Raw genomic sequence first — 20,282 nt, 5'->3', positions numbered from 1 at the left:
GTCCCGGCCCACTGAACGTCGTGGACCCCGGGCAGGGTCTGGGCCGTGTCTAGCGCCCGATCTCCCGGGCTGCGGTCAACCGGCCGCGTACGGCGGCATGGACCTCGGCCTCCTCGGCCGGGTCGGCGGCGAGCCTGCGCAACCGCTCCAGCACACGCGCGTCGCCCGTGGTGGCGACGTGGCGCGCGGCGAGCTCACGCGTGGACTCCTCGCAGTCCCAGAGGCACTCGACGGCGGGCCCCTCCGGAAAGTGCACGTCGGTCACGGCGAGCGCCCGGGCGGCGCGTCCGCGCAGCTCGGAGCAGGCGGCCTCACCGTAGATGTGGCGCAGGACCGGTACGGCGTCGGCGGCGGCCAGCCGCCCCGCACCGTCCACCAGCGGCCCGATCCCCGCGCCGCTGACCCCGCGCGCGGAGACCCAGCGGCGCAGCCCGGCCACCACCAGCGGACCGTCGGCCGGCTCCCCGGCATCGGCGAGCAACTGGACGGCGGCCTCGCCGAGCGCGCTGTCGGCGCCGCCGGTGGCCGGGTCGGCCCAGCGACGGGCGTGCACCAGCACCTCGGGGCCGCGCATCCGGCCGAGCAGTTCCAGGGCTGAGCGGACCATCCGGTCGTCCACGTCCGCGGCGGCGGCCTCGATCAGCTCGATGGCGGCCGGGTCCCGCTGGTCGACCAGGTAGCGCAGGGCGGCCCGGCGGGCGCCGGGCAGTCCGTCGCGCGCCGCTTCCAGCAGCAGCGGGCGGTCCTCCGGCCGGACCACGGCGGTCAGGCAGCGTGCGGCCGCGGCCGCACGGCGGTCCACCGCGTCGGGGCCGGACGGCGATTCGGGATCGCGGGCCGGCTCCGGGCGGGCGTCGGGCCGGCCGAGGAAGGCGCCGACGCCGTGACCGCCGAGCTCGCCCTGGTCGGCCCAGGCCAGCACGTCGTCGGTGGACCAGCCGGGGGTGACGCCGCTGCGGTTGATCTGGCGTTGCCACAGGTCGAAGGGTGACTGCTCGCTGGCCGCGGCCACTCTGGGGTGGTAGGCGGCCCACAGCCGCCAGGGCCTGGGCTCGTACGCGTTGCGGATGAACTCGCGCAGCTCGGCGTCGCCCTCGGGGCCCGGCGCGAAGTGGTCCAGCACCGCGGTGCCGAGCAGCAGCAGGCCGCGGTCGTCGTCGCGCAGGGCGAGCTCGTCGAGGGCCCAGGACCAGTTGGCGCCGGTGGCGGCGTACTCGCGCAGCATCAGCAGCGCGTCGCGCCGGCCGTACGCGGCGAGGTGGCCCAGGACGGAGAGGGCGAGGCCGGTGCGGCTCTCGTCGTCGGTGACCAGGTCCTCGGCGGAGTGGAGGTGGTCCTCGATGCCGTCGAGGGGGGCTTCCAGCTCCATGTAGATGCGCGCGTAGTAGAGGGAGCGGCTCTCGACCTGCCAGTCGGCTCGCGGGTCCCTGGTGACGCACTCCTCCAGCGCGGCGATGGCCTCGGCACGGTCGGCGGCCAGCGCATGGAGCTGCCCGTCACCACGGCCTCGCTGAAGGAGGCCAAGGAGGCTGGCACTGGGTGCTATCACTGGCTCGAACATGAGGTCAGCATCCGTTGCGGCGGTCGTAGTGGCAACGGGATTTCCGTCGCCGGGGTCTCTGGTCGGTACTGCGGTGGGCGCCCGGGCGCCGGAATCACCGAAGGTTACCGCTTCGGGACCCCGTCCGCCCACAGGGCGATGAGGGGTCCGGCCACAGTGGCATATGCCAGAGGAACTTTGCCTGAGTTCTGTCCAAATCGCCCGCAGGGGTGACGACGCTGTGCGACAGTCTTCTCACTGTCCGAACGACCCGCAGACCCGCGGGCCGTATCCGAGCGATGGGCCCGCCATGATCATGCCCTTAGGCGCCACCCGCCCGCCGGAAGCCGTCGTGGACGGCACCGGGGCGGGCGGGAGCGTCGGCGCTCCCGGCGGTGCGGGCGGCCGCGAGGGCACGGGCGGCGCCGACGACGGAACGGACGGCAGAGTGGACGGCACCGCGCAGGAGCCGTCCGGCCGCTACCTCGGCGACGGCCACCACCACGGGACCGATGACGGCCTGACCGGCTCGGCCGAATGGGACCTGCTGACCGACGGGGCCCACTGGAGTCCCGCGGCCTACCTCCTCCTCGGGTGCGACCCGTGCCACGGCCCGCTCAGCCTCGACCGGCTGCCCGACCGCCTCCCCGAGGCGGACCGGCCGCTGCTGCGGCGGATGATGACCGACGCCCTGGTGCACGGCCGCCCCGCCGCCGGCGTCCTGCGGGTCCGCCGACCCGACGGGCGGCACGACGGGGTGGAGTGCGCGGGCGAACCCGTCCTCGGCCCGGACGGCACCGTCACCGCGCTGCGCATGCTGCTCCGCCCGGCTCCGCCGGCCTGAGCCCCGGCCCCGGCACCGGCCCGCCGGAAGCCCCGCCGGCCCCGGTCAGGCCAGCCGCGGCCGGTTCTTGGCATCCGCCGCCCGCAGCGCCAGGCCCAGCTCCTCCCGCAGTTCGTCCACCGCCGGCAACCCCCGGTACCGCGCGGTCAGCCGGTACATCTCCCGCAGCCGGTCCCACGTCCGGTGCGAGGAGTTCTGACCGATCAGGTTCATCACCATCTTCGCCTGGAACCGCGCCGCGTCCGGTTCACCGGCCATCAGGTGCACCGAGGCCAGGGTGATCCGGTCGAACAGCGCGGAGCGCAGCTGCCCGGTCCCCTCCCGCAAGGTGATCACCCGCTCCGCGTGCCCGCAGGACCGGGCGGCCGCCCGCGGGTCGTGCTCGGCCAGCGTGCGCAGCACCAGGGCCTGCATGCCGCGCAGTTCGGCCTCGTCGAACACCTGCATCCAGGACGGCGGCGGCTCCGGCGACTCCTCGGCGAACAGGTCCTCGGCCTCCCCGAGCAACCGGTAGGTGTCCTCGGAGTGCCCGACCGAGGCGTGCGCCCACGCCTCGACGGTGTTCAGCATGGCGCGCGTCCTGGGCATCGGCCGCCCTCCGGTCGCCTTGGCCGCCGCCATCAGGTCGAGCGCGTCGTCGGCCCGGCCCAGGTGCACCATCTGCCGCGCCGCCCGGGAGATCGCCTCGCCGGCCCGCGGCCGGTCGCCCGCCTCCTTGGCCGCGTCGGCCGCGATCATGAAGTACTTCTGGGCGGTGGGCTCCAGGCCCACGTCGTGCGACATCCAGCCCGCCAGCACCGCCAGGTTCGCCGCGACCAGCCACAGCCGCTGCTCCGCGGCGGGAGCGTGGTGGTGCGTCAACAAGCCTCCCACCTCGTTCAGTTGACCGACCACCGCCTTGCGCTGCAAGCCCCCGCCGCGGGCCGCGTCCCAGGCTCTGAACACCTCCACCGAGTGCTCCAGCGACTCCACCTCGTCGGACCCGACCGGGCCCGCGTCGTACACGTCCACCGCCGGGTGCAGCCCGCTCCCGGCGACCACCTGTCGCGGCCCCGGGACGGAGGCCGCGTACGCGACCGCGTCCCCGCTCAGCCAGCCCTTCAGCGAGTCGGCGATGACCGCTCCGGCCGTGAGCGCGGCTCCTGCGCCCACCAATCCACGTCGGTTCAGCATGAGGTCCATTCCCGTGAACTCGGTGAGGACCGCGGCTGTTCGATCCGGCGACCATGGCACTGCTGCGGACGCGTCCGCTCCGGACCTGGTGGGCCGGTGTCGTTCCAGACCGAGGTCCTCAGTGGTGACGACACGGCCGAGCCGCTCCGTGAACACGGCCGCCAGCACCCTCGGCACCGGATCGCGCGGGATCTCCCCCTGCTCGATCCAACGCCGTACCCTCGACGTGTCGGTGGACAACTGCTGCTGCCCCAACGCGGCACCCCGACGGTTGACCAGCCGCGCCAGCTCGCCCTTCGACCATCCGGTCAGGACGAACAGGTCGGCCAGTCGGGTGTTGGGTTCCCTGCTCAACGAAGCCCCCAGGTTCCTCGGCTGATCCGAGGCTAGAGGCTCCGGCAAGTGCCGGGCGAGCATTCGCCACCGTTCGCCAGGGCCCGCCAGACTACTAAGCCAGTGCCCGACGGGTGTGTTGTAGGGGTGCGCCACCTCGCCCCCCGGGTCGGGCGGCGTCCCACCAGCGTCGGGGCTGTCCCCCGACGGTGGCACGGGGCGCTCCCGGTCCTCACCCGAGGGGGTGGCGCGGCCGGGTGGCGCGGGGGCGCCGGGCACGGCCACGGCAGTCCGGCCGACCGCGTTCCCCAGGATGCGGACGGCCGGAGCACCGTCGAACAGGGGTTCCTGACCCCGCGTCCGTGCCCGGCGCCCGCGCACCACCCGTCACGCCGCACCACGAGCCGTACCGCACCACCCGCAGGGCCGCCGTCACGCCAGGAAGCACACGGCACCGGCCCTCCCCCGCCCCCGCGGGGCAGCACCCGCCGACGGACCGGAAGGGACCACCCTCAGCCCATGTACTCCTCAGCGACGACCCCCACGCCCACCGCGGGCCGCCCCGCGCTGCGCCCCCCCACCGCAGCCACCGGCCGCCCGGGCCCCAAGCCGGTGCCCCCGGTGCTACGGCCGGCGGCCCCACGCGGCGCCGAGGGCCGGGCCACGGACACCCGGGTCGTCCCGACCGGCCGTACCGCGCTCGGCCCCACCGGCCGTACCGCGCTGGGCCCGACCGGCCGCACCGCGCTGGGACTGCGCGCCCCCGAGAGCGGCCTGCCTGGCGCCGGCCGGATGCCGCTGGCCCGACAGGCCGACGGCCAGGTGCTGCGGGCCCGGAGGCCCGGCCAGCCCGGCGGGGGCCCGGAGCGGATCGATCCCTCCGCGCTCCAGACCCCGGCGGTCCGGGCCGCGCTCGCCGGCGTCTCGCGGATATGTCCCGCGTTCACCCCGCGCCAGGTCCTGCGTGAGGGCAGCCGCCACATCCTGGTGGCGGGCACCATCGGACGGGCTCCGGTGGTCGCCAAGTGCCTGGCGCCGCAGGCGGTGCGGAGTGAGTACTTCGAGCAGTTGGTGGCCGATTTCCACCACGAGGTGGCGGTCTACCGGGCGTTCGTCCGGCACCGTCCGCCGGTGCGGCTGCCCCGGCTGGTCGCGGCCGACCACGACCGGTGCGTCCTGGTCATGGAGCGCGTCCCCGGGCGCCCGGCCGCCCGTGAGCGCCACCCGGTCAACGCGCCCACCCCGGGCGAGGTGCGGGCGCTGCTCACCGCGGTCCGCACCCTGAACCTGTGGCGGCCGCCGGCCGACGTCTTCCGGCCACGCCTGGACTACCAGTTGGAGATCGCCCGCTACCACTCGGTGGGCCAGCTCACCGACCGGGACGCCGGCGACCTGCGCGGCCTGCTGCACGGCCTCGGCAGCACCCCGTTCCAGCTCTGCCACGGCGACGCCCTGCTCAGCAACATGCTGCTGGCGCCGTCCGGCCCGGTGCTGGTCGACTGGGAGCAGGCCGGCTGGTACCTGCCCGGGTACGACCTGGCGGTGCTCTGGAGCGTCCTGTCCGGGGACACCGCGGCGCGCCGTCAGATCAGCCAACTCGCCCAGAGCGGCGGCACCCTGGCCCGGGACGCCTTCCTGGTGAACCTGGTGCTGGTGCTGATGCGCGAGATCCGGCTGTACGACGTGCCGGGCGCCGGCGAGGAGCAGCGGATCATGATCCGCCGGCTCTACGACGACGCGGCCCTCGCCCGCCGGGCCGTCCGCGCCGCGGTCGGGACGCGCTGACCCCGGGCCACGCCGAGGCACTACGGCCGGGCGCCCCGCCCCAGGGCGGCCCGGCCGGCGGCCTCCAGCACGGTCTCCTCGGGGGCCAGGTGCACCCGGCTGCTGAGCACGTCCCGCAGGTAGCGCTCCAGCGGGTGACGCCGGCTCAGGCCGGGGTTGCCGGTGAGGGCGACGGCCTGCTGGACCACCGCCGTCGCGGCCCGGGTGGCCAGCAGGTGGGCCGGGCCGGTCCGGGCGACGGCCTCCGGCTCCCCCCGGTCCACCCGGGGGGCCAGCCCCTCGACCAGTTCCTCGGCACCGATCAGCTGGGCCTCGATCTCGCCGAGGGCGGTCCGGTAGCGGGGCAGGGTGCCGAGCGGCTCGGTCAGGTTGGCCGGGGTGCGCTGGTTGAGGAAGCGGATCAGCCAGGCCTCGGCGGCCCGGGCGACGCCGATCGCCACGGCGGAGAGGGCCAGATCGTGCCAGGCGACGGAGAGTCCGTCAGCCGCGTCCACGTCCTGACGGGCCGTCCGGCCGACGGGCGCCAGGCCGAGCGCGAGCTCGTCCGGCACCCGGACCCGGTCCAGCACGACGTCGTGGCTGGCGCTGGCCCGCAGTCCGAGCTGGTCCCAGGTCGGGTCGATCTCCAGGCCCTCGCTCTCGCCGCGGACCAGGAAGGTGCCGATCCGGGGCTCCTCCTCGTCGGTCCGGGCGGTCACCGCCATCCAGGCGAGCGCCTCGGCACCGGTGCAGTACGTCTTGCGGCCCGTCAACAGCCAGCCCTCGCCGTCCCGCCGGGCCACCGTCCCGGGCTGCTCGCCCGCTCCGGCGCCGGGCTCCGCCCGCAGCGTGTTGACCAGCGCCGGGCCGCGCCGGGACTCGGTGAGCAGCCGCCGGTAGCCGGCCGTCGGCCAGTCGGCGCGGCGGGCCTGTTCGGCGTGCCGGAGCAGGGTGAAGGCGGTGACCACGGCCACCGAGGCGTCCCCGCGGCCGAGTTGGGCCAGCACCCGGACGGTGTCGGCGAGCGTTCCGCCCGGGCCGCCGTACCGCTCGGAGACGGTGAGGGTCAGCAGTCCGGCCTCGTGGACGGCCTCGATCCCCTGGTACGGGAAGGTCGCGTCGCGGTCGTGCTCCTCGGCTCGGGCGGCCAGCAGGTCGACCACCCGGGGCAGTCCGGCCAGCGCGGTCGCGATCGCGGCGCGGTCGGGACCCACGGGGCCGGTGGAGTCGGCGGGCGGCGGACCGGCGGACTCGGGATGGCCGGAACTCGCCCGCGACGGAACGGTCCGGGAACGGCGCCCGGTGGCGGCCTTCCCGGCGGAAGCGCTCGCGGCGGAGCGGTCCCCGGCGGGGTGGCCGTCGAGCGAGAGGTCCTCGGACGGACGGTCGACGGTCGAACGATTGGCGGCGCGGGTCGTCATGATGCGATGCCTCCGGGCGGCAGCGTGGGCTCGACGGATGCGGGCGGCACGCCGTACGGGCGCGCGGTACCGAGCGGCGGCCCCGGAGGTCGGCTCAAGGCCCCGCCCCCTGGTGTCGGCGCCGGCCGGATCCGGCCGGACGCCCACCGCCGGGGACGGATGTCCCCCTCAGCGGCCCGGACACGCCGCGCTGGCGGTGCGCCGCAGATCCAGGTGCCTGCGACGGGTCAGCAACGGAAGACGGCACGGCATGTCCGCGACTGTACGAACCGTTGATCGATACCGTCAAGCAGCGCCCGAACCCCGAACAGGGCGGCCCCGCCGGTCCGGGCGGGACGGTCCACCCGGCCGGAATCAGCCCTGCTGGAACATGTCCGCCGGGAGCGGCTTGAGCAGCTGGTACAGGTCGTCCGAAACCGGTCGGTCCCAGGACGCGATGGTGACCAGCACGCCGTCGCTGCGGCCGAACTGGGAACAGAACACGCGTTCCTCGCTGACCTTGACCTTCTTCACGATCAGCAGGTCGTCCCCGAGCATCACCGGGAAGTCCTCGGCCGAGACGAAGTCGACCGGCTCGTCGTTCTCCAGCGCCGCGAGCAGCTGCCGCACCTCGAAGGGCACCTCGTCGCCGGTCTCCCGGGCGGGCGAACCGTCGGGGAGGTTGCCGATGAACATCGCCGGGCCTCTGCCGCCGAACAGGTCGTAGCGCAGGAAAATGCCCTGGCAGGAGCCGTCCGGACCGGTCATCATGGCCGCACCGAAGTCACCGGGCCAGTCGCCCGGGTCCATCGCGAGCACGTCGAAGTCCGGGCCGGCGGGCTGTCCGGAGCGACGGCGGAGAAAAGACATGGGACCATCGTACGTGCCCGGCACACCACGCTCGCGAGGTGGGTCGGGCACCGTCGGAGGACGGTCGGGAGATCGACGCTCAGAGACCAATGTTGACTCTGAGCAACCGTCCGGGCTACGTTCGGTTCTGCACGACAGCCGTTCTGGGTTTCACCCTCCGGGGGGACGGCATGTCGCAAACGCGGCCCTACACGCGTTTCCCTCACTGTGCACTTGTCGTGCCGAACTGCCGAGCACCCAGCTTCGTCGTCGCACACAGCACGAACACACAAGCCAACATTTCCATGCACCACAAGCCAGATCCGCGGGGCCCCGGCCCGTCGCTCCCGTGGATCTGCTCGGGACGCCGCCGCGTGGGGGCGTGCGGGTCCCGAGCGTTCGGTGCCGCCGCCGAGTCGCTCTCGGCTTCGGCACCACCCTCCCGGCGACTGCCGGCCCCTTGTGGGGGCCGGGACCGGCCGACGCACCCCGGTGCGCAGGGGATGACTGGGAGGATGGCCTGGCAGCTTGCCGGGCCGCACAGCAGGCGCCGTGTCTGGCCGCGTGGGGGCGGTGGGCACGGCGTCTGCCTGTGCTCATACTCTGAGCTGCGTTTGTCTAACAGTCAACAGAAATTCTGACGTGGCGCGCTCAATGGATCATCAGTTGTGATGTTCGGACTCGAAAGATCGTCCGCGGAGCGGGCCCCCTCGGTCCGGGACCCGCTACCGCGACGAGAGGCCCCGCGAGGGCCCCCGGCGGACCTCAGGTGAGGTCGAACTCACCGTCCCGGGCGCCGAGCACGAAAGCCCGCCACTCGGCCGGGGTGAAGACCAGGACGGGGCCGTTCTCCTGACGGCCGTCCCGCATCCCGATGTAGCCGTCCACGAAGGCGATCTGCACGTCCCCGACGCCCTGGCTGCTGCACAGCCACTCCGCCCCGGTGAAGTCCACCTTGGGCTTGCCGTTGCGCGCCAGCTCCGGCTGCGCCGCGGCGGCCTCCGTGTCCGTCCCGCTGTTTGATCCCACTGACCGATCTCCTCCCGACGGTGTTCCGGGGCCAGCCTAGCCACACCGCCCGTGCCCGGTCAGCGGGTTGACGAGGACTCCTCCGGCCGCGGCCGGAGACCACCCGAGGACGGGTCGAGGCGTGTCCCGACCGGCGGGGGCGGCGGCCAACTGCCAGAGTGCTGCCAGGGTGCCCGGGAGCCTCCGCCGGCCCCGCTCCACCCGGCCCGCCGCTCCGCCGCGTACGGTGCCCGGTCCCGCCGCCCGACCACCCCGCCGGACCTCCGGGCCGCTTCGTCCACCCGATCCGCCCGATCCACCGACCCCATGTCGCCGATCCGCTCAAGGGAGCAGCCGATGAGCCGCCGGGACGACACCCGCGCCGACGTCATCCCCATCTCCGACGCCCCCTCGGCCCACCCCCCGGCACCCCGTACGCCACCCTCGCCCGCCCCGTTGCCCCGGCCGACCGCCGCTCGGCCGACCGCACACGGACGGGTCGGGATCGTCCTGGTCTCGCACAGCCGGGAACTGGCCACCGCCGTACGCTCGCTCGCGCTCGCACTGACCGGATCCGGCTCCCCCGCGCCGGTCGCGGCGACCGGCGGCGACCTGCCGGACGGACCCGGCATCAGCGCCGTCCTGGTGGCCGCCGCGACCCGCCGGGTGGACCAGGGCCACGGCGTGGTGCTGCTCGCGGACCTGGGCGGGGCGGTCACCACCGTCCGCGCGCTGCTGTCCGACGCGGAAGAGCACGGCCTGCCGTTCCCGGTCCGGTTCGCCAACGCCCCGTTCGTGGAGGGGGCGGTGGCCGCCGCCGCGACCGCCACGGCGGGCGGCGACCTCGCGGCGGTGCTGGACGCGGCGGAGGAGGCCTACCGGCAGTACAAGGGCTGATCCCTCCGGCGCGGCCTGCCGGGCGGGGGCGCGCGACAGGGCGTGCGGGCCCCAGGAAGGGCGCGCGGCGCGGCGGGTGCCCCAGGTGGGTTCAGCGATGCGGTGGGTTCAGCGATGCGGTGGGTTCAGCAGCGCTCCTTGCCCTCCCAGGTGAAGACCGCCGGGCCCTCGCACTCCAGCGCGTGGCGCAGCCGCTCGAGCTCGGTGTCGGTCATCGGCGGCAGCTGGTCCAGCCCGAACCAGCCGACCTCCAGCGACTCGTCGTCGTTCACCCGGGCCTCGCCGCCGACCGCGCGGCAGCGGAAGGTCAGCACCAGGTACTGCGTCACGTCCCCGTTCGGGTACGTGACCTGCGGCGAGACCGTGACGGAGGCGAGCAGCTCGGGCACGGCCACCACCCCGGTCTCCTCCTCGCACTCGCGCACCACGCCGTCGGCGGGCTGCTCACCGGGGTCGAGGATGCCGCCGACCGGCGCCCACCGGCCGTCGTCCGCCCGGCGGGCGAGCAGTACCCGGCCCCGGTCGTCCAGCACGACGGCGACGACGGCGCTCAGCCAGAGCGGACGGGTGCCCACGACGGCGCGGAGTTCGGCGAGGAAGGGGGGAATGGCCATGGGCCGCAGCCTATCGGGGCGGTTGCGGGCCGACCCGGCGCACCCGGCCGGCGCCGGGGTCACGGCCGGGCAGTGCGGCGAGCACGGTGAGCCCGAGGATGCGCAGGTCGAGCCGGAGCGAACGGTGCTCGACGTACCAGAGGTCGAGTTCGGCCCACTCGGGACGGCTGAGCGGGCGGGGGCTCCGGCCGCGGCTCAGGGCGTGCAGCTGGGCCCAGCCGGTGAGGCCGGGCCGTACCGCGAGCCGGCCGCGCTCGCGGCCGGAGTAACGCATCACCTGGTCGGGGCCGGCCGGCCGGGGTCCGATCACCCCCATCTCCCCGCGTGCCACGTTCCACAGCCGCGGCAGCTCGTCCAGGCCGGTGCGACGCAGCAGGGCGGCGAACCGACCGTCGCCGCCGGTCCGGAAGCGGAGGATCTGGAACTCGCGGCCGTACCGGCCGGTCCGGGTCAGCCGCTGGAGGACGGGTCCGCCGGTGGTGCAGCGGAGCAGGAGCGCGATCAGCAGGGCCAGCGGCAGGGCGACGATCGCGGCCAGGGCGGCGACGGCGAGGTCTCCACCGCGTCTCATGAGGCGGCCTCGGCGCGATCCGGTCTGCCGCCCACCGCTCCCCCTCCGCGACGATTCGAGCCGGAAGAACGCATTCACAGTAGGGGTGGGATGAAGCTCCCGTCCCGGAATGGTGAAAGAAGAGGGCATGCGATTGTCGGACTGGACGATATTCAGTCGGTCTGACCAATTTCGCTCGATTGGCCGTTTCGGAATGCCGAAGACGATCGACGCATCGAGTCGGGCGGGCGTCCGGTCGGAGGCCGTGCTCCGGACGGCCCGCATCCGCGTTCGGGACGGCCGGCCCGGTCGGCGGGGACGCGGCGGCCGAGTACGTGGTTCGCGTGGGTGCCCCGGGCGCGGGCGCGGGGCCCGCGTGCGGCCGGATGCCGTCGTCGTCAGAGCGCCGCGCGGCGCCGGTCGCGGAACAGGCCGAAGGCGATCCGGCCGAGCAGCAGGACGCCGGCGGCCAGGCAGCCGGCCACCGCCATCGCCCAGGCCGGACCGTCACTGTCCGGCACGAACACGGCCACGACGATGCCGAGCGCCAGGCAGGCCAGGCCCACCACGGTCAGCGGGAGCTGGTGGGTGACCAGGGCCCCACCGCTGCACGCGCGCGCCATCCGGGAGGCCCCGTGGAGGTGGAAGGGGTCACGGTCCGCATCTGCCATGAGCCCAAGGTACCCCGGCGCGACCCGGGCGGCAGCCCGCACGGAGTGAAGGTTCGAACACGCCGTGCGATCGGGCGGTCCGGGCTGGTCAGAGGGCCGGCCGGAGCCGACCCGATGTGTGTCCGAGGCCTCCACACAAGCATTCCGGCTCCACAATCAGTCCACGAAAAATCCTCGTCCCCCCGGTACAACCATCCACTGAGTGCAACGGTCTCAATGGCATTGAGTGATCCAGGAGCCGTTCGAGGGACGGGTGTGACCCCCCACCGAGAACAGGAATATCCAGGGGCGGAGCCTCCACCCCTGGAGTCGGAGGCCGGGCTCCGTCCTCCGGCGGTACCGCCACGCCGCTCGGCGAACGAGGGGGAACCGTGCCGCAGTCCCAGTCCAGTACATCCATCTTCAAGGCCCGCGCCCGGCCGATGCCCGGCATGCGCGCGCTGCCGCCGCCCGCAGGGTGGCCGGCGGGCGGGCAGGACATCGGCCGGCTCGTCGACCGTCTGCACGGCATCGGCCGGCCGCCGGGCGGCCCGCCCGGCGGCCACCGGGACGGCCTCGACTGGTACGGCGGGGGCCGTCACCGGGCAGCCGTCGAAACGGAACAGCAGGACGCTCGGGGCGAATGGCTGCGGTTCGCCCCCGTCCAGCCGCTGTTCCGGGCCCGGGCGGCCCAGCGGCTCGCCGTGCTCGCGTACCACGGGGTGACCGACCACCGCTCCTTCGGCGCCCAGCTCGACCGGCTCCAACGGCTCGCCACGCCCGTCTCGCTCGACGCGGTCCTCCAGGCCGTGGCCGAGCGGCGGCCGCTGCCGCCCCGGAGCGTCCTGGTCACCTTCGACGACGCCGACCGGAGCGTGCTGACCGACGCCCTGCCGGCCCTCGACGCCCGGGGCATTCCGGCCACCGCGTTCGTCATCTCGGAGCTCATCGGCACCGAGCGACCGTTCTGGTGGCACGAGGCCGACTTCCTCGCCCGGCACGGGGGCCGGGCCCGCTCGCTCGACTGCGGGCACCCGTCCCAGCTGCTCCACCGGCTCAAGGCCATGCCGGACCCGGACCGCCGGCGCAGCCTGCACGAGCTGCGGGTCAGCGCCGACCGCCGGCCGCCCCGCCAGGAACAGCTCACCCCGGCCGACCTGCTCGCCCTGCGGGACGGGGGCGTCGCCATCGGCAACCACACCCAGGGGCATCCGTGCCTCGGGCGCTGCGACGACGACACCGTGCGCGCCGAGATCACCGGCGCCCACGAGGCCCTCACCCGCTGGCTGGGTGAACCCCCGATCGCCTTCGCCTACCCGGACGGCGGCCACGACGTCCGGGCCGAGGCCGTCCTCCAGGAACTCGGTTACCGCCTCGGCTTCCTCTCCGACCACCGCCTGGGCCCCCGGCTCCCCTCCCACCCCCTCCAGATCAGCCGCCTCCAGGTCGACTCCACCACCAGCACCCGCCGCTTCGACACCATCCTCTCGGGCCTCGAACCCGCCTACCGCCGCTGGCGCCGCCAGGCCGTCGCGTAGCGGGAGGAGCCGTTGTCCCGGTCGCGCGGGAAGTCGACTCCACCGACTTCCCGCGCGCGTGGGTCGTCGGGCGGGCACCGGGAACGGCCCCGCGAGCCGGCCGCACAGCCGTCGCACACGAGCCCCGGAATCACGGCGGGGCCCTCCGGACGGACCCGCTCGGCCTCCCATCCGCACCGAAGCGAACCAGCCACGAATCTACGCGCATAGACTCATGGCGGCCGAGCAGGCCACGGGGCCTGCCGCGCGGCCCGCTCGTGAGAAGTCGGGCAGGCCGACTTCCCGCGCGGTGTCGCCTCGGGCGGCGTCAGCCGATGAGGGTCGCCAGGGTGTTGCCCTGGGGGTAGAGGGCGGCGACCGCCGGGAGGTGGGCGGGGGCGCCGGCGTGGAGAACGGTGAGGGTGCCGTTGCCCGTTCGGCCGGGGTCGGCGACGCGGCGCAGGGCCTGGGCGGCGACGGCGTCGGCGGAGCCGCGCAGGGTGAGCGCCGGGGAGGCGGTCGGGGCGACGGCGGCGCGGATGCGGTCGTCGACGAGTTCGTAGTGGGTGCAGCCCAGCACGATGGTGTCCGTACCGGCCGGCGTGCGGGAGGCGGCGTCGGCGATGGCGGCCGTGACGGCCTCGTCGTCGCCGTGCTCGACCGCGTCCGCGAGGCCCGGGCACGCGACCTCGGTGACCTCCGCCGAGCCGCCGAAGTCACGGATGAGCCCGCGCTGGTAGGCGCTCCCGGTGGTGGCCGGGGTGGCCCAGATGGCGACCCGGCCGCCCTGCGCGGCGGCGGGCTTGATCGCCGGGACGGTACCGATCACGGGCAGCCCGGGCTCCAGTTCGGCCCGCAGCGTGGCGAGCGCGTGGACGGAGGCGGTGTTGCAGGCGATCACCAGCGCGTCGGGTTCGAGCGCGGCGGCGGCCCGGCAGCAGCCGAGGGCCAGCTCGGTCACCTCTTCGGGCGTACGCGGCCCCCACGGCATCGAGGCCGGGTTGGAAGAGAGCACCAGATCCACGTCCGGGCGCAGCTTCCGAAGGGCGGCGGCGGCGGCCAGCAGACCGATTCCGGAGTCCATCAGTGCGATCTTCACAGGTCAAGACTTTAGTCGATTCCCCCGCCGGGCCCCGTTCTGCGGCAGACTGCCGGAGTGACCGTCCTGCTGTGGATCACCGCGTCCTCCCTGCTGGTCTGGCTCTGGCTGGCGTGCTGCCACGGCCTGTTCTGGCGCACCGACGTCCGGCTGCCGCCGCGCCGCCCGCCGGTCCACTGGCCGCAGGTGGCGATCGTGGTGCCGGCCCGGGACGAGGCGTCGGTGCTCCCGATGAGCCTGCCGACGCTGCTCGCCCAGAAGTACCCGGGACGGGCCCGGGTGATCCTGGTGGACGACCACAGCTCGGACGGCACCGGCGCGTTGGCGGCGGAGCTGAGGACGATCGGCGGCCTGGAGCTGACCGTCACCACCCCTCCCCCGCTGCCACCGGGCTGGACCGGCAAGCTGTGGGCGCTGCGGCACGGCGTGGAGCTGGCCGGTCCGGACGCCGACTACCTGCTGCTGACGGACGCCGACATCGCGCACGGCCCGGACTCGCTGGCCGAGCTGGTGGCCGCCGCCGAGGGCAACGGGCTGGACCTGGTGTCGCAGATGGCCCGGCTTCGGGTGAAGACCCGCTGGGAGCGGCTGATCGTGCCGGCCTTCGTGTACTTCTTCGCCCAGCTGTACCCGTTCCGCCGGAGCAATCGCCCCGGTGCCCGTACGGCGGCCGCGGCCGGCGGCTGTTCGCTGGTGCGGCGCGACGCGCTGGAGCGGGCCGGCGGGGTGGCCGCGATCCGCGGCGCGGTGATCGACGACGTGTCGCTGGCCCGGGCGGTGAAGTCCACCGGCGGCCGGACCTGGCTGGGCCTCGCCGACGACGTGGACAGCGTCCGCCCGTACCCGGGGCTGGAGCAGTTGTGGCGGATGGTGTCGCGCAGCGCGTACGCCCAGCTCAGGCACTCGCCGCCGCTGCTGCTCGGGACGGTGCTGGGGCTGGCGCTGGTGTACCTGGTGCCGCCGGTGGCGACGGCGGCCGGGCTGGTGGCGGGGGCGCCGGCGGTGGCGGTCGCGGGCGGGGCGGCGTGGGCGCTGATGGCGGGCACCTACCTGCCGATGGTCCGGTACTACGGGCAGCCGGTCCCGGCCGTGCTGCTGCTGCCGTTCACGGCGGGGCTGTACCTGCTGATGACGGTGGACTCGGCGGTGCAGCACTGGCGCGGCCGGGGTGCCGCGTGGAAGGGCCGGACCTACTCCCGGGCCTGAGCGGACCCCGGACCCCGGACCCCGGACCCCTGACCCTGAACCCCGGCCCGGCCCGGCCCGGGAAACGCGCGCCGCGACGCGCCGCCCGGACCCATACTGCTCGGGTGGGCCGTCAGCAGATCTCCCGTCCCGCCCATGCCCACCACCCGATCGCGGCCCCGCCGGCGGACGAGTCGGTGGCCCGTCCGCTGGACCGCGCGACGGCCGGAGCGGCGAGCGGCCGGGCCGTGGACCTCGGCTGCGGCGAGGGCGCCTGGCTGCTCCGGGCGCCGGCCGCCCGGCCGGACCGGCGGGCGGTGGGCGTGGGCCTGGACTCGGCGGCTCTGGCCCGGGCCCGGGAGAGCGCGACGGCGCTCAGCGTGGTCCGCCGGATCGGCCTGCACCATCTGGACGTACAGGAGTTCACCGCGCCGGAGCCCTTCGGTCCGGTGCTGTGCGTCGGCGCCACCCACGCCTTCGGCGGCCTGCTGCCGACGCTCGCCGCGGCCGGCGAACTCCTGGCACCCGGCGGCCGACTGCTTCGGGCGACTTCCCCTCCAGGGCGACGTGCCCGGTGTCGAACACGTGCAACTCGGCCTCGGGCGCGGGGCTTCAGTGCCCCTTCGCCTGCTCCTGCCGCACCAGGTGGTCGAGCACCCCGGGCATCTGCTCGACCCCGCCGGCCTTGGTCGGCGAGGTGCGGTACTCGCCCTCGACGACGACCGTCGGCAGTTCCTCGATGCCATAGCGCATGAAGGCGGCGGCCGCCTCGTCGACCGACTGCCGCACGGTGGCGGAGCGGTACGTCTCGCCGAAGAGCCGGGCGTCGACGCCGTGGCGCGCGGCCCAACCGGTCGCGGCCGTCTCGGTGGTGAGGTCGATCCGGTCGTTGCGCACGGCGCGGAACACGTCGGCCTGGAGGCGGTCGACCTGGCCGAGCTGCTCCAGCGTGTAGTACAGGCGCGCGTGGCCGCGCTGCGCATCCTCGCTCGCGCCGCCGGGCCAGATCGCCGGGATGCGGCGCAGCGTCACATCGGCGTTGTGCCTCCCGGCCCAGGAGCGCAGGGGCTGTTCGAGCGCCTGGGAGTGGACGCAGTCGTACCAGAAGAACTCGACCGCCTCCGTGCGGGTGCTCTCGGTCACCGGTTGCGGATGGTCGAGCTTGACGAACTGGACGCCCTCGACGGGGGTTTGGTGGGTCTTCGCGCCGGCCTGGACAGGGGACACGGCGATCCCCGCGGCGATGGTGAGCAGGACTGTGGAGCGCAGCAGCGACTTCGGATTCACACCGGGCAGTGTGCTCATGACGGTCGGCTACAGACCGGTCTCGAGGGCGCGGCAGGCCGGATTCGCCCGAACGGCGCAACCGGGCCACCCGGACGGATCGGGGCGAACCGGGACGGAGCGGGGTGGGTCGGGGCGGCGGGCGGTGTGGTCAGCGGGCGGCCTCCGCGCCCGCCGTCCACACCTCGGCGACGAGTCGTTGCCAGGCGTCCACGACGGCGCCCAGTTCGAAGTGCTCCAGCGCGTGCGCCCGGGCCGCCGCGCCGAGGCCCGCCCGGTTGACCGCCAGCACCTTGCCCAGCGCCTCGGCGAGGGCGAGCGGGTCCCCGGGGGCGACCAGCGCACCGGTGGCTCCGTCCCGGACCACCTCGCGCACCCAGCCGACGTCGGTGGCCACGGCGGGCACCCCGGCCAGCGCCGCCTCGATCAGCGCGCCCGGAACGCCCTCGCTGTCGCTGGTGAGCAGCAGCGCGTCGGCGGCCCGGTAGAGCGGGGCCGGGTCGGGCAACGGGCCGAGGAAGTGGGCGCGGGCGGCGGCCGGATGGCGCGCCAGCGTCTCGCGCAGCGGGCCGTCCCCGGCGATGGCGAGCCGGACGTCCGGCAGCCGGTCGAGCACGTCGAGGGCGAGGTCGAGGCGCTTCTCCGGAGCTATCGCCCCGATCCAGGCGACCAGCAGCACATCCGCCGGCAGGCCCAGCTCGTGCCGCGCGGCCCGCCGGTCGTCCCGGCCGTCGGCCGGCGGATAGCTCTCGGCGGCACGGGAGTTGGAGATCACGTGCACCTTGCCCTCGGGCAGCCGGAACTGCTCCTCCAGGACGGCGCGCGCCTCGTCGGTGAGCGTGGTGACGGCGGCCGCGCGGTGCATCAGCGCGCCGCCGCGCACCCGGCGCAGCCGGTTGGCGGTCCAGTAGCGCGGGTGGCCGACCGAGACGTAGACGAAGGGTGTACCGGTCCCCGCGAGCGCGAGGGCGCAGGCGGCCAGGGTGTCCGAGCCGTGGGCGAGCACCACGTCGGCGGCGCGGGCGGCGGATCGCAGCGCCCGGAGCGTACTCGGGCGCAGACGGCCGGGGCCGAGCACGGCGGCGGAGCGCAGACCGGAGGCGTCCGAGGGGTCGGCCGCGCCCAGGGCCGCGGGGCCCCGACCTGCGGAATCCGGGCCCGTGTCGGTGGGGCCGGGCTGGACGGCCGGGTGCGGGGCCAGGGCGCACAACGCGGAGGACTGACCTCGGCGGTTCAGTTCCCGGTGGAGGTCACGGGCGAAGTTCTGTGCGCCGCCACGGCGTGAGTCACTGATCAGATGCAGGACACGCGGACGGTTTCCGGCCGGATCGGCCGACAAATGGTCGGGCATGGACCGACCTTGGCACAGTGCTCCGCCCGGTACATCCCCTTCGCGCAACCTGATGGTGGCCCATCCGCCCGTACTTGTACACCCGATGTGCGCCACGGGGCCTCCGTCGTGCGCCGGTTGCGACCACCGCGCGCCCCGTCTCGCCCCCTGCCGCGCTCCGGTCCGCCCCGTCGCGCCGGGGAGCCGCCGCCGGGAGCCGGCACATGCCCACGTCAAATGCCGGTCCACGCCGTTCGGTTGGCCCCCGGAGCCGGCCCGGTGTTCGAGCGCCGAAAGGCCGGTACGCGGAGCGCCCCCGCCCGCCTTGGCCGGTCGGCACGGGGTGCCGGGTCGGTTCCCCGGATCGGGTGAACGCGGTTGGACCTCGGGCCGGACCGGTCGGCAGGATGTCGGGCCGGGGCGGCGCCCGCCGTGCCGCCCCATCTCCCCCATCCCCGTACGGATTTGGAGTCACCCGGTGCTCAAGGGATTCCGCAGCTTCCTGCTGCGCGGAAACGTGGTGGACCTCGCGGTCGGCATCGTGATCGGCGCGGCCTTCACCGCCGTCGTCACCGGGTTCGTCACCGCCTTCCTCACCCCGCTGGTCGGGGTCGCCTCCGGCGCCGTGGGCGACTTCACCCAGAAGACCTTCGACGTGGCCGGCACCCGGTTCCCGTACGGCGTCTTCGTCAACGCGCTCATCGGCTTCGTGCTGACCGCCGCCGTCATCTACTTCGTCGTGGTGCTGCCGGTCGGCAGGCTCCAGCGGCGCTTCGAATCGGCCACACCCGAACCGGCCGCGAAGGTGGACTGCCCCGAGTGCCTGAGCTCCATCCCGGCCGCCGCGACCCGGTGCTCGTTCTGCACCTCCGAGGTCGGCAAGCCGGCCGTACCCGCGCAGGCCCAGGCGCTGCCGGCGCGCTGACCCCCGGGCGCCGGACCACGGTGCGCGACGACGACCAGGGGCGATACACGGGTCGACGGCGCCGGACGACGACGCAGGTCATGGCTTGGACCGGACGCCCGGCGAGCTGACGGGAACTTTATTCCCCAAACATTCACGAGCCCCCGTCGCATCCTCGGCGGGGGCTCGAACGCGCCCGCGCACGCCGTCGTCGGAAAAAGTTTCTCCACCGGACCCCTGACCGTGTACCGGCCAGTCACCACATGGCCTTCCGGGGCCTCCGTCCGTGCTCTGTTCGATCACTGACGGCCCGCCAAGGTTGTCCGGAACCGGACTCCGGAATGTCCGCCTTTCCTACTTTCGAAACCTTTGTGCGAGCGAAGACTGTGTAAACAGTCGAACTGCTCCCCCTCCCGCTCTCCTCAGCAGGCTCGTTGTGGGCTTACCGTATGCCCCATGACCTCGCCCCGCTCCTACGACGGAGTCGGCTACCCCTCTCCGTCCTTCTCCTCCGGCACGCCGATCTACGACAGCCTCGTGGCTGAGCGCGGCGTCCCCCAGATCGCGCCCATCAACGTGCCGGCCGCCCTGCCGCCGGCCCTGTCGTCCGGTTACGGATCCGGCCTCGGCCAGTCCTACGAGAACCGCTACGGCAACGGGTACGAAAATGCCGGCAGCAACCTCCCCGCGCTGCCGCCCGCCCGCCTCGCCCTGGGCCCCGGCCCGAGCAGCGGCCCCTCCGCCGGCCCCGCCACGGCGTACATCCCCGCGCAGCCCGCGCCGGCGTACGCCGCCCCGCAGCCGCCGGTCCCCGGTTACGGCGCCCCCCAGCCGTACCAGCGACCCCAGGCCGGCGCCCCCGGCTTCACCCAGACCGCCAGCGGCGGCTACCAGCCGACCGGCGGCCAGAGCTTCGGCGGCCAGAACACCTTCATCGGCGCCCAGGGCGGCGGCCCGCAGACCTTCGGCGCGCAGCCGGCCGGCAACCCGGGCGGTTTCGGCCAGGGCCAGCCCGCCGGTCCGCAGGGCTTCGGCGGCCCCCAGTCCTTCGGCGGCCCGACCGCCGGCGGCCCCGGGTTCCCCGGACAGGCCGGCGACCAGTCCCTCGGCGGCGCCCAGCTGCGCCCCGCCATGGCGCCGGTCGCGCCGGTCCGCCCGATGCAGCCGCAGCGGCCCGGCCCGTACGCCGAGCCCGGCGCCGGCTCCTTCAACGCGGCGGGCCCCGGCAACGGCGGCTACCAGTCGCAGGGCCAGGGCTACTGAACCACCGACACACCGAGGCCGGCCCCCACGCGGCCCGCACCCGCACCACCTGAGCACCACCCGGCGCCCCCCGTACGC

Annotated in this window: 19 protein-coding genes and 1 pseudogene; 8 read left to right on the top strand and 12 right to left on the bottom strand. The window is 74.8% G+C overall.

The genetic code is table 11. The features are described from left to right. Positions 1-49: 49 nt before the first annotated feature. Entirely contained in the window at positions 50-1,561 is a 1,512-nt protein-coding gene (locus ACFRMQ_RS20170) for a HEAT repeat domain-containing protein (protein ID WP_380731854.1), read from the bottom strand. 289 nt (positions 1,562-1,850) lie between these two features. On the opposite strand from ACFRMQ_RS20170, the gene ACFRMQ_RS20165 reads away from it, so the two are divergent. Then, positions 1,851-2,384 (top strand): hypothetical protein, encoded by a 534-nt coding sequence (locus ACFRMQ_RS20165; protein WP_380731853.1) that lies wholly within the window; start codon positions 1,851-1,853, stop codon positions 2,382-2,384. Between the two features lie 45 nt (positions 2,385-2,429). On the opposite strand, the gene ACFRMQ_RS20160 is transcribed toward ACFRMQ_RS20165, so the two are convergent. Further along, positions 2,430-3,911 carry a hypothetical protein gene (locus ACFRMQ_RS20160; RefSeq protein ID WP_380731851.1) on the bottom strand — a complete coding sequence of 494 codons (1,482 nt, stop codon included), beginning with the start codon at positions 3,909-3,911 and terminating at the stop codon, positions 2,430-2,432. 771 nt (positions 3,912-4,682) lie between these two features. On the opposite strand from ACFRMQ_RS20160, the gene ACFRMQ_RS20155 reads away from it, so the two are divergent. Beyond that, a complete protein-coding gene (locus ACFRMQ_RS20155) occupies positions 4,683-5,675 on the top strand; it encodes an aminoglycoside phosphotransferase family protein (protein ID WP_380731855.1) in 993 nt (330 codons plus the stop codon). A 20-nt stretch (positions 5,676-5,695) separates the two neighbouring features. Here ACFRMQ_RS20155 and ACFRMQ_RS20150 read toward each other — a convergent pair whose 3' ends face one another. From ACFRMQ_RS20150 to ACFRMQ_RS20135, 4 genes are all read right to left on the bottom strand, one after another. Then, a complete protein-coding gene (locus ACFRMQ_RS20150) occupies positions 5,696-7,075 on the bottom strand; it encodes an acyl-CoA dehydrogenase family protein (RefSeq protein ID WP_380731850.1) in 1,380 nt (459 codons plus the stop codon). A 168-nt stretch (positions 7,076-7,243) separates the two neighbouring features. Then, positions 7,244-7,327, bottom strand: coding sequence for a putative leader peptide (locus ACFRMQ_RS20145; protein ID WP_350526312.1), 84 nt, complete (start codon positions 7,325-7,327; stop codon positions 7,244-7,246). A gap of 102 nt (positions 7,328-7,429) precedes the next feature. Further along, positions 7,430-7,924, bottom strand: a complete 495-nt coding sequence (locus ACFRMQ_RS20140; RefSeq protein WP_380731849.1) for a hypothetical protein — start codon at positions 7,922-7,924, stop codon at positions 7,430-7,432. A gap of 744 nt (positions 7,925-8,668) precedes the next feature. Next, positions 8,669-8,932 (bottom strand): DUF397 domain-containing protein, encoded by a 264-nt coding sequence (locus ACFRMQ_RS20135; RefSeq protein ID WP_380731848.1) that lies wholly within the window; start codon positions 8,930-8,932, stop codon positions 8,669-8,671. Positions 8,933-9,268: 336 nt separating this feature from the next. On the opposite strand from ACFRMQ_RS20135, the gene ACFRMQ_RS20130 reads away from it, so the two are divergent. Then, positions 9,269-9,808, top strand: a complete 540-nt coding sequence (locus ACFRMQ_RS20130; RefSeq protein WP_380731847.1) for a PTS-dependent dihydroxyacetone kinase phosphotransferase subunit DhaM — start codon at positions 9,269-9,271, stop codon at positions 9,806-9,808. A gap of 125 nt (positions 9,809-9,933) precedes the next feature. Here the strand turns inward: ACFRMQ_RS20130 and ACFRMQ_RS20125 are convergent, their stop codons facing one another. From ACFRMQ_RS20125 to ACFRMQ_RS20115, 3 genes are all read right to left on the bottom strand, one after another. Continuing rightward, positions 9,934-10,422 (bottom strand): NUDIX domain-containing protein, encoded by a 489-nt coding sequence (locus ACFRMQ_RS20125; RefSeq protein ID WP_380731846.1) that lies wholly within the window; start codon positions 10,420-10,422, stop codon positions 9,934-9,936. 10 nt (positions 10,423-10,432) lie between these two features. Beyond that, complete coding sequence (locus ACFRMQ_RS20120) at positions 10,433-10,993, bottom strand: sugar transferase (protein WP_380731845.1); 561 nt, start codon at positions 10,991-10,993, stop codon at positions 10,433-10,435. A gap of 377 nt (positions 10,994-11,370) precedes the next feature. Continuing rightward, complete coding sequence (locus ACFRMQ_RS20115) at positions 11,371-11,643, bottom strand: hypothetical protein (RefSeq protein WP_380731844.1); 273 nt, start codon at positions 11,641-11,643, stop codon at positions 11,371-11,373. A 431-nt stretch (positions 11,644-12,074) separates the two neighbouring features. On the opposite strand from ACFRMQ_RS20115, the gene ACFRMQ_RS20110 reads away from it, so the two are divergent. Then, positions 12,075-13,160 carry a polysaccharide deacetylase family protein gene (locus ACFRMQ_RS20110; RefSeq protein ID WP_380731843.1) on the top strand — a complete coding sequence of 362 codons (1,086 nt, stop codon included), beginning with the start codon at positions 12,075-12,077 and terminating at the stop codon, positions 13,158-13,160. Between the two features lie 307 nt (positions 13,161-13,467). Here the strand turns inward: ACFRMQ_RS20110 and ACFRMQ_RS20105 are convergent, their stop codons facing one another. Beyond that, positions 13,468-14,238, bottom strand: a complete 771-nt coding sequence (locus ACFRMQ_RS20105) for a glutamate racemase (protein ID WP_380731842.1) — start codon at positions 14,236-14,238, stop codon at positions 13,468-13,470. Between the two features lie 57 nt (positions 14,239-14,295). Between ACFRMQ_RS20105 and ACFRMQ_RS20100 the strand changes: the two genes are divergently transcribed. Both ACFRMQ_RS20100 and ACFRMQ_RS20095 read left to right on the top strand, forming a co-directional pair. Continuing rightward, a complete protein-coding gene (locus ACFRMQ_RS20100) occupies positions 14,296-15,444 on the top strand; it encodes a glycosyltransferase (protein WP_380731841.1) in 1,149 nt (382 codons plus the stop codon). After that, a pseudogene (locus ACFRMQ_RS20095) lies at positions 15,414-15,950 on the top strand (methyltransferase domain-containing protein); the annotation flags it as partial. The gene ACFRMQ_RS20100 and the pseudogene ACFRMQ_RS20095, both read left to right, overlap by 31 nt. A gap of 85 nt (positions 15,951-16,035) precedes the next feature. On the opposite strand, the gene ACFRMQ_RS20090 reads toward ACFRMQ_RS20095, so the two are convergent. Together ACFRMQ_RS20090 and ACFRMQ_RS20085 are read right to left on the bottom strand one after the other, a co-directional pair. Next, positions 16,036-16,728 (bottom strand): thiol:disulfide interchange protein DsbA/DsbL, encoded by a 693-nt coding sequence (locus tag ACFRMQ_RS20090; RefSeq protein WP_380731840.1) that lies wholly within the window; start codon positions 16,726-16,728, stop codon positions 16,036-16,038. Positions 16,729-16,858: 130 nt separating this feature from the next. Next, positions 16,859-18,058, bottom strand: a complete 1,200-nt coding sequence (locus ACFRMQ_RS20085; RefSeq protein ID WP_380731839.1) for a glycosyltransferase family 4 protein — start codon at positions 18,056-18,058, stop codon at positions 16,859-16,861. Positions 18,059-18,515: 457 nt separating this feature from the next. Here ACFRMQ_RS20085 and mscL point away from each other — a divergent pair, with 457 nt between their 5' ends. Beyond that, positions 18,516-18,962, top strand: a complete 447-nt coding sequence (gene mscL, locus ACFRMQ_RS20080) for a large conductance mechanosensitive channel protein MscL (RefSeq protein ID WP_380731838.1) — start codon at positions 18,516-18,518, stop codon at positions 18,960-18,962. 435 nt (positions 18,963-19,397) lie between these two features. After that, positions 19,398-20,204, top strand: coding sequence for a DUF6643 family protein (locus ACFRMQ_RS20075; RefSeq protein ID WP_380731837.1), 807 nt, complete (start codon positions 19,398-19,400; stop codon positions 20,202-20,204). Positions 20,205-20,282: the final 78 nt, after the last annotated feature.

Origin of the sequence: Kitasatospora sp. NPDC056783, assembly GCF_042789895.1 — a bacterium.
GTDB lineage: Bacteria > Actinomycetota > Actinomycetes > Streptomycetales > Streptomycetaceae > Kitasatospora.
The sequence above is the reverse complement of the archived record's forward strand: the minus strand, read 5'-3'. Positions and strand labels throughout refer to the sequence as shown.